General features: G+C 56.5%; 15 protein-coding genes. 5 read left to right on the forward strand and 10 right to left on the reverse strand.

What is annotated here, in order from left to right:
• Nucleotides 1–9: 9 nt before the first annotated feature.
• From pyrB to arcA, 7 genes are all read right to left on the reverse strand, one after another.
• On the reverse strand, nucleotides 10–942 hold the full coding sequence (gene pyrB / locus C0560_RS02840) for an aspartate carbamoyltransferase (protein WP_100777816.1): 933 nt from the start codon (nucleotides 940–942) through the stop codon (nucleotides 10–12).
• A gap of 34 nt (nucleotides 943–976) precedes the next feature.
• The gene (locus tag C0560_RS02845) at nucleotides 977–1081 is read right to left on the reverse strand and encodes a pyrBI operon leader peptide (RefSeq protein WP_095280562.1); all 105 of its coding nucleotides are present in this window, start codon (nucleotides 1079–1081) and stop codon (nucleotides 977–979) included.
• Nucleotides 1082–1181: 100 nt separating this feature from the next.
• The gene (locus tag C0560_RS02855; protein ID WP_095280563.1) at nucleotides 1182–1661 is read right to left on the reverse strand and encodes an arginine repressor; all 480 of its coding nucleotides are present in this window, start codon (nucleotides 1659–1661) and stop codon (nucleotides 1182–1184) included.
• Nucleotides 1662–1767: 106 nt separating this feature from the next.
• Nucleotides 1768–3171 (reverse strand): YfcC family protein, encoded by a 1404-nt coding sequence (locus C0560_RS02860; RefSeq protein WP_100777815.1) that lies wholly within the window; start codon nucleotides 3169–3171, stop codon nucleotides 1768–1770.
• A gap of 47 nt (nucleotides 3172–3218) precedes the next feature.
• A complete protein-coding gene (gene argF / locus C0560_RS02865; protein WP_100777814.1) occupies nucleotides 3219–4223 on the reverse strand; it encodes an ornithine carbamoyltransferase in 1005 nt (334 codons plus the stop codon).
• Between the two features lie 104 nt (nucleotides 4224–4327).
• Entirely contained in the window at nucleotides 4328–5239 is a 912-nt protein-coding gene (gene arcC, locus C0560_RS02870) for a carbamate kinase (protein WP_248859581.1), read from the reverse strand.
• Between the two features lie 10 nt (nucleotides 5240–5249).
• Nucleotides 5250–6470 (reverse strand): arginine deiminase, encoded by a 1221-nt coding sequence (gene arcA, locus C0560_RS02875; protein ID WP_100777812.1) that lies wholly within the window; start codon nucleotides 6468–6470, stop codon nucleotides 5250–5252.
• Nucleotides 6471–7145: 675 nt separating this feature from the next.
• Here arcA and C0560_RS02880 point away from each other — a divergent pair.
• The 5 genes from C0560_RS02880 to C0560_RS02900 all read left to right on the forward strand — a co-directional run bounded on the left by C0560_RS02880 (nucleotide 7146) and on the right by C0560_RS02900 (nucleotide 14057).
• The gene (locus C0560_RS02880) at nucleotides 7146–7598 is read left to right on the forward strand and encodes a YhcH/YjgK/YiaL family protein (protein ID WP_248859582.1); all 453 of its coding nucleotides are present in this window, start codon (nucleotides 7146–7148) and stop codon (nucleotides 7596–7598) included.
• A gap of 199 nt (nucleotides 7599–7797) precedes the next feature.
• Nucleotides 7798–8706: a dihydrodipicolinate synthase family protein gene (locus tag C0560_RS02885; RefSeq protein WP_123429577.1), complete on the forward strand. Its 909-nt coding sequence runs from the start codon at nucleotides 7798–7800 to the stop codon at nucleotides 8704–8706.
• 14 nt (nucleotides 8707–8720) lie between these two features.
• Nucleotides 8721–10688, forward strand: coding sequence for a YjhG/YagF family D-xylonate dehydratase (locus tag C0560_RS02890; RefSeq protein ID WP_248859583.1), 1968 nt, complete (start codon nucleotides 8721–8723; stop codon nucleotides 10686–10688).
• Nucleotides 10689–11042: 354 nt separating this feature from the next.
• The gene (locus tag C0560_RS02895; RefSeq protein WP_248860248.1) at nucleotides 11043–12425 is read left to right on the forward strand and encodes a glycoside-pentoside-hexuronide (GPH):cation symporter; all 1383 of its coding nucleotides are present in this window, start codon (nucleotides 11043–11045) and stop codon (nucleotides 12423–12425) included.
• 12 nt (nucleotides 12426–12437) lie between these two features.
• A complete protein-coding gene (locus tag C0560_RS02900) occupies nucleotides 12438–14057 on the forward strand; it encodes a glycoside hydrolase family 43 protein (RefSeq protein ID WP_248859584.1) in 1620 nt (539 codons plus the stop codon).
• Between the two features lie 4 nt (nucleotides 14058–14061).
• Here C0560_RS02900 and C0560_RS02905 read toward each other — a convergent pair whose 3' ends face one another.
• The 3 genes from C0560_RS02905 to C0560_RS20990 all read right to left on the reverse strand — a co-directional run bounded on the left by C0560_RS02905 (nucleotide 14062) and on the right by C0560_RS20990 (nucleotide 16043).
• Entirely contained in the window at nucleotides 14062–14820 is a 759-nt protein-coding gene (locus C0560_RS02905; protein WP_248859586.1) for an IclR family transcriptional regulator, read from the reverse strand.
• A 153-nt stretch (nucleotides 14821–14973) separates the two neighbouring features.
• Entirely contained in the window at nucleotides 14974–15978 is a 1005-nt protein-coding gene (argF, locus tag C0560_RS02910; RefSeq protein WP_248859588.1) for an ornithine carbamoyltransferase, read from the reverse strand.
• A complete protein-coding gene (locus C0560_RS20990) occupies nucleotides 15948–16043 on the reverse strand; it encodes a hypothetical protein (protein WP_248859589.1) in 96 nt (31 codons plus the stop codon). The genes argF (C0560_RS02910) and C0560_RS20990 overlap by 31 nt, the downstream gene beginning before the upstream one ends.
• Between the last annotated feature and the right edge of the window lie 92 nt (nucleotides 16044–16135).

Raw genomic sequence — 16135 nt, forward strand, 5'->3', positions numbered from 1 at the left:
CATTTCCCCTTACAGAACGAATTCGCGATTCAGAACCAGTGCCAGTAACGCCTGGCGAGCGAAGATGCCGTTGCCTGCCTGCTGGAAATACCAGGCGTGCGGCGTCTTATCCACGTCGGTGGCAATTTCGTCGATGCGCGGCAGCGGGTGCAGCACTTTCATGTTCGGGCGTGCGCCTTCGAGGTCGCTGGCACGCAGGATGAACTGCGCTTTGACGTTCGCGTACTCGGACGGGTCGAGGCGCTCTTTCTGCACGCGCGTCATGTACAGCACGTCCACTTCACCCATCACCTCTTCAATGCTGGCGTGCTGGCTCCACTGGATGCCTTTTTCGTCGAGCATATCGAGAATGTATTGCGGCATCGCCAGCGCCGCCGGGGCGATAAAGTAGAAGCGGTTGCCGTTAAATTTCGCCAGCGCCTGGGCCAGCGAGTGGACGGTGCGGCCATATTTCAGATCCCCGACCATGGCGATGTGCAGATTTTCCAGACGCCCCTGCGTTTCCTGGATGGTGAAGAGATCCAGCAAGGTCTGCGTTGGATGCTGGTTCGCACCGTCACCGGCATTCAGCACCGGAATACCGCCGGAGAACTCGGTCGCCAGACGCGCTGCGCCTTCCTGCGGGTGGCGCATGACAATCGCGTCCACGTAGGTGCTGATGACGGAGATGGTATCCGCCAGCGTCTCGCCTTTTTTGCCCAGCGACGTATTGCTGCTGTCAGAGAATCCGACCACGCTCGCGCCGAGACGGTGCATGGAGGTCTCGAACGACAGACGGGTGCGGGTGGAGGCTTCAAAGAAGCAGCTGGCGATCACTTTGTGCTTCAGCAGCTCAGGCTGTGGGTTGGCCTTCAGTTTTGCCGCGGTATCCAGAACCAGTTCCAGCTCTTCGCGGCTGAGGTCATTGATGGAAATGATGTGTTTTTGATAAAGCGGATTCATGTTTATCTCCTGACGCCGGGCAAAAAAAAGCCCCTCAAATGAGGGGCTCTGGGAATAGGGTTATCAACGGGAAGAAAAACGGCAGGCCAGCGTCTGTTTTCAGACGCGGTATGACTGTATGTCGTACACGCTTGACCATGACTTCCTCCCGGCAAATTGTCGGGCATTATACTCAGCTCGATTTTCTGATCAAGCGATTAATGCACACTTTACTCAGTGCAAACGGTTCTATTTGAATATTAATGCGTTCTGAGTAGATAATTAATTTGCTTATGTACCAGCGCCGTGCGCTTTACTACGCGGGGCGCGACCCAGACAATACTGCTTCCGGCCACCACACCTAAAATTTCCGGTAACTGGTGATAATCCAGAATTCGCGCCACGGCGCGCCCGTATCCGGCGACGGTATGGATAAGGATAAATTCGCTATTGTGCTCCACGCTGACCACCATTTCGGAGATCGAACGGGCTGCATCCGGCGCAGGGCGCAACTGCGGATTCATCGAATAAATCTTTTGTCCTTTGGCATTTCGAATTTTTATGACACCTAGCAATTTCAGCAGCCGGGAGACGCTCGACTGGCTGATGCTGTCAAACCCCCGTTCCTGAAGGTCGCGGCGGATCTCTTCCTGAGAAAGGTAGCTGTTTTCGCTGATCAGGCTCTGGCATACCGCGAGCTGAAGCTGTTCTTTTGGGGAGTATTCTCCATATTCCATCATCTGGTTCCCATCTCTGTTGCCAACAAAAAATGCCCGGTGGCGCAACGCTTACCGGGCCTACAAAAAGATTACCGCAGGCCGGATAAGCGCAGCACCATCCGGCAAATCAGATAAGCGCACCCAGGCTCAACGCCACCATGATCACCACCGTCAAAATACCCAGCAGCGGGGCGACCCACTTGAGATAACGCACGTAGGGTACGCGCGCGATCGCAAGACCCCCCATCACCACGGCGGACGTCGGTGTGACCAGATTGACAATCCCGGAGGCTGACTGGTACGCCGTCACGACCAGGTCGCGGTTGACGTTAGCGAAATCGGCAAGCGGTGCCATGATCGGCATCGTCAGAACGGCAAGGCCCGAGGAAGATGGCACCAGAAACGACAGCACCACTTCCAGCCAGTACATCACGTTGATAAACGCCACCGTTGACAGTCCGGTCACCAGGCCTTCGGCACTGTGCAAAATCGTGTGCGTAATCATGCCCTTATCCATGATGACTACGATACCGCGCGCAATACCAATAATCAGCGCGACGCCCAGCAAATCCCGCGCCCCGTTGATAAATGTTGATGTCAGCTCTTCTTCGCTCATGCGGGCGATCAGGCCGACGATAATGGCGCTGGCGAGGAAGACTGCTGAGATCTCTGCCATCCACCAGCCGAGCACCGCCACGCCGTAGATCATCACCGCGAAGGCGAGGGCGAAAATCACCAGAATCACTTTGCGCACCGGGGTAAATTCCAGCGACTGCTGGCCTTTATCGCCGAGGAAATGCGCACGGTTCTCAGCCTCTTTGTCGGCGACAATCGACAGGGACGGGTCCTGGCGCACCTTGCGGGCGTAACGCATCACCCACCACACGCAGATGATCCAGCCGATCGCCAGCAGGGCGACGCGCAGGGCGATCCCGTTGGTGAACGGAATCCCCGCGGCGTTGGCGGCGATGACCGTAGCGAAGGGGTTAATGGTTGAACCGAGCGTGCCGATCCCCGCGCCGAGTAGCACCGTGGAGGCGGCGACCACCGGGTCGAAACGGGCGGCAAGCATCACCGGCACTAACAGCGTGTAGAACGGCAGCGACTCTTCCGCCATGCCGTAAATGGTCCCACCGGCGGCGAACAGCGCCATCAGGATCGGGATCATCCACTCTTCGCGACCGCGCAGCCGGGTGGTGACGCGTTCAATCCCGGCATCAATCGCCCCGGTTTTGGTGACGATCCCGAGAAAACCGCCGATGATCAGAATAAACAGCGCGACGTCGATCGCCCCCGCCTGGCCGGACTCAGGATCGTACAACCCGGCGATCGGCGCCATCAGCACCGCAACAATCCCCTGCGGATGCGCGGCGACGTGTGCGTAGGTTCCGGCAATGGGCACTTCTTTGCCGAGGGCGGCATTCATTGCCATCTGGTACTGCCCGGCCGGAACAATCCAGCTCAGGGCGGCGACCACGGCGATCAGGAAAAAGAGAATGGTGTAAGCGGAAGGAAATTTGAACTTGCCCATGATGTTCTCCTTGCCCCGGCGCAGCCTGTGGCCGCGCCGGGCGGTGATTAGTCGCCGAGTGTCGCCACCATGACCGCTTTAATGGTGTGCATGCGGTTCTCTGCTTCGTCGAAGACGATAGAGTTCGGGGATTCGAAGACCTCTTCCGTCACCTCCAGCCCTTTCAGGCCGTACGCCATTTCGATTTCACGGCCCACTTTGGTGTGTTCGTTGTGGAACGCGGGCAGGCAGTGCATGAATTTCACGTTCGGATTGCCGGTGGCTTTCATGACGTCGCCGTTGATCTGATACGGTTTCATCAGGCTTACACGCTCTGCCCAGGCCTCTTTCGGTTCGCCCATCGACACCCACACGTCGGTGTAGAGGAAATCGGTGCCGTGAACGCCCTCATTCACGTCGTCCGTCAGGGTGATGCGTGCGCCGGTCTCTTTGGCGATGGCGCGGCACTGCTCGACCAGCCCGGCTTCCGGCCAGAAGGATTTCGGCGCCACCAGACGGATATCCATGCCCATCTTCGCTGCGCCGACCATCAGGGAGTTGCCCATGTTGTTCCGCGCGTCGCCCAGATAGGCGAAGCTCAGCTCCGGCAGGGTTTTGCCCGGCGCGTGTTCGAGCATGGTCATCAGATCGGCGAGGATTTGCGTCGGGTGGAATTCATCGGTCAGCCCGTTCCACACCGGCACGCCCGCGTATTCGCCCAGCTCTTCGACGATGGCCTGGCCATAGCCGCGATATTCGATGCCGTCATACATGCGGCCCAGCACGCGGGCGGTGTCTTTCATCGACTCTTTGTGGCCAATCTGCGATCCGCTTGGGCCGAGGTAGGTGACCTGCGCGCCCTGGTCAAAGGCGCCCACTTCAAAGGCGCAGCGCGTGCGGGTGGAGGTTTTTTCGAAGATCAGGGCGATGTTTTTGCCGACTAAGGTCTGCTTTTCACGCCCGGCTTTTTTGGCGGCTTTCAGGTCGATGGCCAGATCGATCAGGTACTGGATTTCTGCCGGGGTGTAGTCCAGCAGTTTGAGGAAGTTGCGGTTTTTCAGGTTAATGGTCATGTGGCGATCCTTGTTAAATGTTGAGCTGTCTGGTGCCCTCCACCCGCCCCTCTCTTAACGGGAGAGGGGAAATGCCAGGAGCAGGGTGAAGGGAAAAATAGGAATCAATTGCGAATCAACGTCCCCTTGTCGCCTGCCAGAATCGCGGCACCGTCGGCCAGCGCGCCGATCCCGGCGATACCGTTGCAGGCCTCGACAAATTCACGGCAGGCGGCAACTTTCGGCCCCATCGAACCGGCGTCGAACTGCAGGGTTTTGAGCACCTCCGGAGAGACCTGCGCCAGCGGGCGTTGGGTCGGTTTGCCCCAGTCGAGGTACACCGCGTCGGCGTCCGTGAGGATCAGCAGCGCGTCGGCCTCAATCTGGCGGGCCAGCAGGGCGGCGGAGAGATCTTTGTCGATGACCGCTTCAATACCGCGGTAGCCGTTGGCGTTCTCCACCACCGGGACGCCGCCGCCGCCGTTGCAAATCACCAGATGATCGCGCGCTATCAGGGCGGTAATGGCGTCGCTCTCAACGATGCGTTTCGGCTGTGGCGACGGCACCACGCGGCGGAAGTAGCTGCCGTCGGCTTTAAACACCCAGCCTTTTTCTGCCCGCAGGATGTTGGCCTGCTCTTCGCTGTACACCGGGCCGATGTATTTGGTCGGGTTGCGAAACGCCGGGTCGTTGCCATCGACTTCGACCTGCGTCAGCAGGACGCTCACCTCGCGCTGCGGCAGGTTGTTTTTCAGCGCTTGCTGGAGCATGTAGCCGATCATCCCCTGGCTTTCAGCCCCGAGAATGTCGAGCGGATAGGGCGTGACCTTGTCGTAGGCGCTGTTTTGCAGCGCCAGCAGCCCGACCTGCGGCCCGTTGCCGTGGACCAGCACCACGCGCCACTGGGCGGTGAGTCCGGCGATAGTGCGGGCCGCCAGTTCGATGTTCTGGCGCTGAAGGTCCGCTTCCAGCGGTTCGCCGCGTTTGAGCAGCGCGTTACCGCCCAGCGCCACGACCAGAGTGGGTTTTCTTTCCATGATGGCTCCTTTAAATTCCGTCGCGTTCCAGCGGGCAGCTCATGCAGCGCGCACCGCCGCGACCGCGTCCGAGTTCGTCGCCCGGAATCGGCAGCACGGTGATCCCGGCTTTGTCGTATTTCTCGTTGGTCCAGATGTTGCGCTCGTAGCCAATCACCACGCCGGGGCGAATGGTCAGCACGTTGTTGGCGTCGTTCCACTGCTCGCGTTCGGCTTCGAAAGCGTCGCCGCCGGTGGTGATCAGTCGTATCTGATTAACGCCGAGGGCTTTTTCGAGGGCGTGGAGCAGGTCAGTTTCCTGGGTGCGAAGCAGGCCGCCGCGACCGTCCGGGGTGAGCGTCCAGCACTGGGCGTCTTTGCGCACTACTTCCGGGTAGACGGAGAAGGTATCGACGTCGATGTGAGTCATGACCGTGTCGAGGTGCATACAGGAGCGGTGTTTCGGCAGTTCGACGGCAATTACGCGTTCGGCCTGGCGGTGTTTAAACAGGCTTTGGGCCAGGAATTCGACGCCCTGCGGAGTGGTGCGTTCAGACATGCCAATTAATACGGCGCCGCGACCAATCACTAATACGTCGCCGCCCTCTAATGTGGCGTGATCGTAATTAATATTCTCATCGCCAAAGTATTTAATAAAATCACCGTCGGCAAACGCCGGGTGCCAGCGATATATTGCGCGCAGATTATTGGTTTCACGCTGACGGGCCGGTTTTGCCATCGGGTTAATCGAAACACCGTTATAAATCCAGCATGAGGTGTCGCGCGTAAATAAATGGTTGGGCAGCGGTTTCATAATAAAATCATTCGCCGTATGGGTATCGACCACCATATTTTTAATCGAGGCCGGGATTTCGCCGTAGGTCAACCCCCCGCTCAGACGGCGGGCCAGTTCGCGATGGGACATATCCGCCAGCCAGCCGCGCACGTCGTTGGCGAAGGTGGGGCCAAGGCGATAGTCAGAGATTTGGGTGTCCAGCAGCCAGGCTTTTGCGTCTTTGTTATCAAGCGTTTGGGTGAGTAAATCGGTTAGCAGCAGGACTTCCACTCCCTGCTCGCGTAGGGTGTTTGCGAAGATATCGTGCTCTTCACCCGCCCGCTCGACGGACAAAACGTCATCGAACAACAGCTCCTGACAATTCGACGGCGTTAAGCGTTTCAGACTTAAATTCGGGCGATGCAGCATAACGCTACGCAATTGACCAATTTCAGAACCGACGTAATGCTTTTCCATAATTATTCCTTTAACTGTTTTTTCAGAATAAAAAGGGCTGTGCTATGAATCGTTATTAATTCATAGCCCTTTAAGCTCAATTGATTTCAAGGCCCATAGTAGGCAGTTAAGAATTGTATTTTGTGATGTGGCTCACGTGAGATCGGATATTGTCGGCTTTGTTTTCTATTGCATGATTCGCGTCAGATTATGCTTAATTAGGTTATAATCGGGAATGAATCATTAAGCATAATTGGCTGGGGTTATTTGAGATTGTTATTGTTATGTATAATGAAATAATCAGACATAAATAACTAACGGCATGATTTAAAAGGATAAAAAATTTCACTTAGAATGAATATGCACTCATCTCCGTTAACTATTTTGGTCCAAAGCTAAATTAATAAATAACTATCCATATTATTTGAAATTAAACGGATTGATAAACTGTGACCCGACAAGACGTTTTTTACTTAGCACCGCGAAATCAGTGGCTTATAAGAATCTACGCAAAGCCTCTGACCGTGGTTATGCATAATCGGTGCATAGTTGCCTGGCAGGGTTTAACAGGTGGATAACACATTTCCCGATAAACATGCGCTGGCGCAAAGAGAGTGTAAAAAGGGGTGGTATGGCAGAGAGAATTCTCGTATAAAAGTTTAAAATGAAACATTGTTTTATATTGAGGGTTTACTCATGATCGTTGGCAACATTCATCACCTCCAGTCCTGGCTGCCGGAAAAGCTGCGCCAGGCTATCGAACACGTCAAAGCGCACGTCACCGACGCTACCCCGCTCGGCAAGCACGATATCGACGGCAACAACCTGTTTTATCTGGTCTCAGAAGACATGACGCAGCCGTTCGCCGAGCGCCGCGCGGAGTACCATGCCCGCTATCTGGACATTCAAATCATCATGAAAGGCCAGGAAGGGATGACGTTCAGCACGCTGCCCCACGGCACGCCGGATACCGACTGGCTGGCGGATAAAGACATCGCGTTCCTGCCGGAAGGCGATCAGGAAAAAACCGTGGTGTTAAGCGAAGGGGATTTTGTGGTGTTTTACCCGGGCGAAGTGCATAAACCGCTGTGTGCGGTGGGCAGCCCGGCGCAAGTGCGTAAGGTCGTTGTGAAGATGCTGGTGGCTTAATTTCCCTCGCCCGGTGGCGCCTCGCTCACCGGGCTACAACTTTTATCCCTCGTTTCATCATTTCGTGATCCAGTCTAAAAAATCGCCCCTTACTGATTTTTCCCGGTTTACCTCTTTGCGCGTCGCGGCTTAGTATGAGAGTTAAATAAATGAACGCTGTTCTATAATGTAGAACAAACTGTATCAACAGGGAGATCACATGCAGCAGACCGTGCAGTTCTCGGGGATTATTCCTCCTGTCTCCACCCTTTTCACCGCCGAAGGCCAGCTCGATAAATCCGGCACCGCCGCGCTCATCGACGACATGATTCATGCGGGCGTCGACGGACTGTTCTTTTTAGGCAGCGGGGGCGAGTTTTCTCAGCTCAACGCCGACGAGCGTAAAGCGATTGCCGAATTTGCGATTGAGCATGTTAATCGCCGGGTGCCGGTGCTGATTGGCACCGGTGGAACCAATGCCCGGGAAACCATTGAACTCAGCCAGCATGCCCAGCGTGCGGGGGCCGATGGCATTGTGGTGATTAACCCTTATTACTGGAAAGTGTCCGAGCAGAATCTGATCCGCTATTACCAGCAGGTGGCTGCCAGCGTGACGCTCCCGGTGATCCTCTATAACTTCCCGGCGCTGACCGGCCAGGACTTAACGCCCGCGCTGGTGAAAACGCTGGCCGATACGTGCGCCAATATTGTCGGCATCAAAGACACCATCGACTCTGTGGCCCATTTGCGCAGCATGATCCAGACCGTGAAAGGGGCGCATCCGCACTTCACTGTGCTCTGCGGGTATGACGATCACCTGTTCAATACGCTGCTGCTGGGCGGCGACGGGGCCATTTCGGCCAGCGGCAACTTTGCGCCGCAGGTCTCAGTCAAACTGCTGCAGGCGTTCCGCGACGGCGATCTGGCCCAGGCCGCGCACTATCACCAGACGATGTTGCAAATCCCACAGATGTATCAGCTCGATACGCCGTTTGTGAATGTGATCAAAGAGGCGATTTCTCTGTGCGGGCGACCGGTTTCGACCTATGTGCTGCCGCCAGCCAGCCCGCTGGATGAGTCACGCAAGGCGCAGCTGAAATCGCTGTTGCAACAGCTGAAACTCTGCTGAACCGGAAGGATAAGATGGCGATAGAGACGATTTTTACCCCGCAGGATGATGCATTTTATTCCGTTATCACCCATGCGGCCGGGCCGCAGGGCGCGCTGCCGCTGACGCCACAAATGCTGATGGAGTCGCCGAGTGGCAACCTGTTTGGTATGACGCAGAACGCGGGCATGGGCTGGGACGCCAATAAACTCACGGGTAAAGAGGTGCTGATTATTGGCACTCAGGGCGGGATTCGCGCAGGAGATGGCCGCCCGGTGGCGCTTGGGTATCACACCGGCCACTGGGAAATCGGCCTGCAAATGCAGGCGGCGGCAAAAGAGATCACTCGCAACGGGGGAATTCCGTTTGCGGCCTTTGTCAGCGATCCCTGCGACGGGCGCTCGCAAGGGACGCACGGGATGTTTGATTCTCTGCCGTACCGCAATGACGCCGCCATCGTTTTCCGTCGTCTTATTCGTTCGCTTCCCACGCGCAGGGCGGTGATTGGCGTCGCCACCTGTGACAAAGGCCTGCCCGCGACCATGATTGCACTCGCCTCCATGCACCATCTGCCGACCATTCTGGTGCCGGGTGGCGCGACGTTGCCGCCAACGTTCGGCGAAGATGCCGGAAAGGTGCAGACCATCGGCGCGCGCTACGCTAACCATGAACTCTCATTACAGGAAGCCGCTGAACTGGGCTGCCGCGCCTGTGCTTCACCGGGCGGTGGCTGCCAGTTTTTGGGCACCGCCGGAACGTCCCAGGTAGTGGCCGAAGCGCTCGGGCTGGCATTACCACACTCAGCGCTGGCTCCATCCGGGCAGGATGTGTGGCTGGAAATTTCGCGCCAGTCGGCCCGCGCTGTGGCGCAGCTCGACGATCGCGGGATTACCACGCGCGATATCCTGACGGACAAAGCCATTGAAAACGCGATGGTGATCCACGCCGCGTTTGGTGGATCGACCAATCTGCTGCTGCATATTCCTGCGATCGCCCATGCGGCGGGTTGCACGATCCCGGATGTCGATCACTGGACGCGGATCAACCGCAGCGTGCCGCGCCTGGTGAGCGTGCTGCCGAACGGACCGGATTATCACCCGACCGTGCGCGCGTTCCTCGCGGGCGGCGTGCCGGAAGTGATGCTCCATCTGCGCGATCTTGGCCTGCTGCATCTGGATGCCATGACGGTGACGGGCCAGACGGTCGGGGAAAACCTCGACTGGTGGCAGGCCTCCGAGCGTCGCGAACGTTTCCGTCAGTGTTTGCGCGAGCAGGACGGTGTTGATCCTGATGATGTGATCCTGCCGCCGGAACGGGCTAAAGCCCGCGGACTGACCTCCACCGTGGCCTTTCCGGTGGGGAATATCGCGCCGGAAGGATCGGTGATAAAAGCCACGGCGATCGATCCGTCGGTGGTGGGGGAGGACGGTGTGTATCGTCATACTGGCCGGGCGCGGGTATTTGTCTCCGAAGCGAGGGCAATCAAAGCCATCAAAAGCGGGGAGATCGTGCGCGGCGATATCATGGTCGTTATCGGCGGAGGCCCGTCCGGTACCGGAATGGAAGAGACTTACCAGCTGACCTCGGCGCTAAAACACGTCTCCTGGGGCAAGACCGTATCCCTGATCACCGACGCCCGTTTCTCCGGCGTATCGACCGGCGCCTGTTTTGGCCACGTGGCCCCCGAAGCGCTGGCCGGTGGGCCGATTGGCAAGCTGCGCGATAACGACATCATCGAGATCGAGGTGGACAGGCTTTCGTTAACTGGCCGGGTGAATTTTATCGGCACGGCGCAACATCCGCTTACGCCGGAAGAGGGCGCTGCAGAGCTGGCTAGTCGGGCACCGCACCCGGAGTTGCATGCCCACGATTTCTTGCCGGATGATACGCGACTTTGGGCGGCGTTGCAGTCGGTGAGCGGCGGAACCTGGAAAGGCTGTATTTATGATACCGATAAAATTATCGAGGTGATTAACGCCGGTAAAAAAGCACTCGGAATATAAAGCATAAAATAAATTTAACTGCCTGTGATGATTATTTACGGGCGGTTTTATTGCGCCTGTAATAAAGCAATACTTAATAAATGAACGTTTTCGTAAGGTATTAAAAATAAAAGCTAAAACTATTTTTTAATTTGTGGTTATATAACGACGATTATCACAAAAGCAAAATATCATAATTCATAAATAAGATATGACCATTGCTGGTTAATCGATCATTTACTTACACTCAATTAACACGAAATAGTCCGATCAGCACACGAAAAAAGGGTGTATTCCTGACGATGCACCAGGTATTGCTTTTGCCTGGAACAGGTCCCTGACGTTTGCACTTTTTCACTTTCTGCGTTGGGGGTCATAATGCAATTAACCATGAAAGATAAAATTGGCTACGGGCTGGGTGATACCGCCTGTGGTTTTGTCTGGCAGGCCACGATGTTTTTGCTGGCCTATTTTTATACGGATGTGTTTGGTTTATCGGCGGGCATTATGGGGACGCTGTTTTTAGTGTCGCGCATACTCGACGCCGTCACCGATCCGCTGATGGGGCTGCTGGTGGATCGCACCCGCACGCGCCACGGCCAGTTCCGCCCGTTCCTGCTCTGGGGCGCGATCCCGTTTGGCGTCGTCTGCATGCTGACCTTCTACACGCCGGACTTTTCCGCCAACGGTAAAATCATCTACGCCTGCGTGACCTACATTCTGCTGACGCTGGTCTACACCTTCGTGAACGTCCCTTATTGCGCCATGCCCGGGGTGATCACCGCCGATCCGAAAGAGCGTCATGCGCTCCAGTCGTGGCGTTTTTTCCTCGCCGCCGCGGGATCGCTGGCGATCAGTGGGATTGCGCTGCCGCTGGTGGGGATCATCGGTAAAGGCAACGAACAGTTGGGCTACTTTGGCGCGATGTGCGTGCTCGGCCTGAGCGGTGTGGTGCTGCTTTACGTATGCTTCTTCACCACCAAAGAGCGTTATACCTTTGAGGTGCAGCCGGGTTCGTCGGTATCAAAAGATTTGAAGCTGCTGTGGGGCAACAGCCAGTGGCGGATTATGTGCGCGTTCAAAATGATGGCGACCTGCTCGAACGTGGTGCGCGGTGGGGCCACGCTCTATTTCGTAAAATACGTGATGGATCATCCGGAGATGGCCACGCAGTTCTTACTCTACGGCAGCATCGCCACCATGTTTGGCTCGCTCTGTTCATCCCGGCTGTTAGGCCGCTTCGACCGCGTGAAATCGTTCAAGTGGATTATCGTGGCGTACTCGCTGATCAGCCTGCTGATTTTCATCACGCCGGTGGCGTATATCGGCCTGATTTTCGCCCTCAATATCCTGTTCCTGTTTGTCTTTAACACCACCACGCCGCTGCAATGGCTGATGGCCTCCGACGTTGTCGATTATGAAGAGAGTCGCAGCGGCCGCCGTCTGGACGGGCTGGTGTTCTCTACCTATCTGTTCAGCCTGAAAATCGGCCTGGCGATTGGCGGCGCGGTGGTCGGCTGGATCCTCGCCTATGTCAATTACTCCGCCAGCAGCAGCGTGCAGCCCATCGAAGTGCTGACCACCATCAAAATCCTGTTCTGCGTGGTTCCGGTGGTGCTCTACGTCGGCATGTTCATCATGCTCACGCTCTACAAACTCAGCGATGACCGCGTCGAGGCCATCAGCCAGCAACTGCTTAAACACCGTGCGGCGCAGGGCGAGGATCTTCCCGCTGCGGCGACGGCGGCATCCCATTAAGAAGGAGACGCTATGTACACTATCACTAACCCGATTCTGAGCGGATTCAACCCGGACCCGTCCCTGTGCCGTCAGGGCGAAGAGTATTACATTGCCACCTCGACCTTTGAGTGGTTCCCCGGCGTGCGGATTTATCACTCGCGCGATTTGAAAAACTGGTCGCTGGTGAGCACGCCGCTGGATCGTGTGTCGATGCTGGATATGAAAGGCAATCCTGATTCTGGCGGCATCTGGGCGCCGTGTCTGAGCTACGCCGACGGGCAGTTCTGGCTGCTGTACACGGACGTGAAAATCGTCGATTCACCGTGGAAAAATGGCAAAAATTTCCTCGTCACCGCGCCGTCCATCGAAGGGCCGTGGAGCGAGCCGATTCCGATGGGCAACGGTGGCTTTGATCCGTCGCTGTTCCACGATAACGATGGCCGCAAATATTACATTTACCGACCCTGGGGGCCTCGCCACCACAGCAATCCGCATAACACCATCGTGATGCAGGAGTATTTCCCGCAGACGCAGCGGCTTTCGCCGGAGCGCAAAACGCTGTTTACCGGCACGCCGCTGTGCTACACGGAAGGGGCGCATCTCTATCGCAAGGAGGGCTGGTACTATCTGATGGTTGCGGAGGGGGGCACCAGCTACGAACATGCCGTGGTCGTGTTGCGATCCAAAAACATCGATGGCCCTTACGAGCTGCACCCCGAAGTGACGATGATGACCAGCTGGCATCTGCCGGAAAATCCGCTGCAAAAGAGCGGGCACGGATCGCTGCTGGAGACGCACACCGGCGAGTGGTATATGGCGTATCTGACCAGCCGACCGCAGCGTTTGCCGGGCGTGCCGCTGCTGGCCTCTGGCGGACGCGGGTACTGTTCGTTAGGGCGTGAAACCGGGATCGCACGCATCACCTGGCGTGACGGCTGGCCCTATGTCGAGGGCGGGAAACACGCGCAGGTCCACGTACCGGGGCCGCAGATGACGGAGAGTCAAAGCGTGTCGACGGCGAACTGGCGCGATGATTTTGATACATCAACGCTTAACCCGGAGCTGCAAACCCTGCGCATTCCGTTCGACGATTCTCTCGGATCGCTGACGGCACGCCGGGGATTCCTGCGGCTGTATGGCAACGACTCCCTCAACTCGACCTTCACCCAGTCCACCGTGGCGCGGCGCTGGCAGCATTTCGCGTTTCGCGCCGAGACGCGCATGGAGTTTGCCCCGCGCCATTTCCAGCAAAGTGCCGGGTTAACCTGCTACTACAACAGCAAAAACTGGAGCTACTGCTTTGTCGATTACGAGGAAGGGAAGGGCAGGACGCTCAAGGTGATTCAGCTCGATCAGAACGTGCCGTCGTGGCCGCTGCACGAGCAGCCGATCCCCGTACCGGACGACGCGCAGGGCGTGTGGCTGCGCGTTGACGTCGAGCATTTAGTTTATCGCTACAGCTATTCGTTTGACGGCGAGCAGTGGCAGACCGTGCCCGTCACCTATGACGCGTGGAAACTGTCGGATGATTACATCGGCGGCCGTGGGTTCTTTACGGGGGCGTTTGTCGGACTGCACTGTGAAGACATCAGCGGCGATGGCTGTTATGCCGATTTTGATTACTTCAGCTATACGCCTGCCACCGCGTGACGCTTCATGCCGGGTAGCCCAGCGCTTTTGAGAGCTGCAACCCGGCCTCTTCCAGCATTCCCCGGAAGCGGGCGAACGCGTCATCATCGACCCGCGAGGTTAAGGTCGAAAGACTCAGCGCCGCAATCACGCGGGATTCATGATTCCACACCGGCACCGAAACGCAGCGCACACCCTGTTCGTTCTCTTCGCTATCAAGGGCGTAACCCTGGGCGCGGGTTTGCGCCAGCGCTGCCAGCAACGCCTCGCGCGAGGTTATCGTCGCCGGGGTGAAAGAGGTGTACTGATAGCCTTCGAGCAGGGCGTTGAGGTCGGTATCGTTGAGCCAGGCGATCAACACTTTCCCGATGGCAGTCGCATGGACAGGAAGACGACGACCAATGCGTGAATAGGCAATGGCTGCCAGCTTGCCTTCGATCTTCTCGATATAGACGCCTTCGCGCCCGTCGAGAATGCCCAGATGGGTGGTCTGCCCGGTGCGCTGCGACAGATCCGTCAGCCAGCCTTTCGCCTTCTGGCGAATATCCATCGAGCTCACCACAAAATGGCCGCGCTCCACCAGTTTCATGCCGAGGCGATATTTGCCATTTTCCGGATTCTGATCGATATAGCCATGCAGCTGGAGCGTTTTGAGCAGCGAGTGAAGCGTGCTTTTGCTCAAACCCATCTGTTTACTGATGTCAGTGATCTTCAGCTCCGTCGCCTGTTCATTAAACAGGTCGAGGATCTGCAAGGCACGTTCAACAGACTGAATAATAGGCATAATTAAGGGCCGTCCACGCTGGAGTTCAGGTGAAAAAGTACCTTTTTTTCGCTGAAAAATCAATCGAATGGCGGTAAAAGCAAAACGGCAACCCCAGGTCGCCGTTTTTGCGGTTGATTCTTTCTGCCGTGTGGAGAAAGCGAGAGTGAAGGCTTACTCCGCAAGTGTCGCCACCATGACGGCTTTAATGGTATGCATCCGGTTTTCCGCCTGGTCAAAGACGATGCTCGCCGCCGACTCAAACACTTTATCGGTCACTTCCATTCCGCCGTGCAGATCGAACTCTTTCGCCATCTGCTTGCCGAGGGTCGTTTGATCGTCATGGAACGCCGGCAGACAGTGCAGGAACTTGACGTTCGGATTGCCCGTCAGGGCCATCATTTCGCAATTCACCTGATAGTTACGCAGCAGCGCGATACGCTCCGCCCACTTCTCTTTTGGCTCGCCCATCGACACCCAGACGTCGGTATAGATGAAGTCTGCACCTTTCACTCCGGCGATCACATCTTCGGTCAGGGTGATTTTGCCGCCATTCTGCATCGCCAGCGCGCTGCACTCCGCCACCAGGCTCTCCTCCGGCCAGCAGGCTTTAGGTGCGACCAGACGCAGATCCAGCCCGACCAGCGCCGCCGCTTCCAGCATTGAGTTGCCCATGTTGTTGCGCGCATCGCCCGCATACACCAGCGTCATCTGGTTAAACGCTTTGCCCGGCAGGTGCTCCTGCATGGTCAGCAAATCCGCCAGCAGCTGGGTAGGATGGAACTCGTTGGTCAGCCCGTTCCATACCGGCACACCGGCATATTCCGCCAGGGTTTCGACCACCTCCTGGCCGTGGCCGCGATACTGAATTCCGTCGTACATCCGCCCGAGTACGCGGGCCGTATCCTTAATTGACTCTTTATGCCCAATCTGGCTGCCGCTCGGACCGAGATAAGTGACGCGCGCGCCCTGGTCAAATGCGGCAACTTCGAAAGAGCATCGTGTACGGGTTGAGTCTTTTTCGAAGATGAGCGCGATGTTTTTGCCAGTAAGCGACTGAACTTCAGTATTATTTTTTTTATCCGCTTTAAGCTTTGCCGCGAGCTTCAGCAAATAGTTGAGCTGTGCAGGCGTAAAATCGAGCAATTTCAGGAAGTGCTTTTTATACAGTTCAGACATGTTACCCTCACATGGCAAAGGCCACTTATTGAATTAAAATTCACTTTATATGTATGAATATTCATTTGCAACCCTGTTTAACAATTCTTTCTTACATTAGGTGGAGGCAAACACGTCCGTGTGTGAAAATAGAAGTATCTGCCGAACTTAAAGAGGA

The sequence above is a fragment of the Lelliottia sp. AC1 genome (assembly GCF_023278595.1).
In the GTDB taxonomy this organism is placed as follows: domain Bacteria; phylum Pseudomonadota; class Gammaproteobacteria; order Enterobacterales; family Enterobacteriaceae; genus Enterobacter; species Enterobacter nimipressuralis.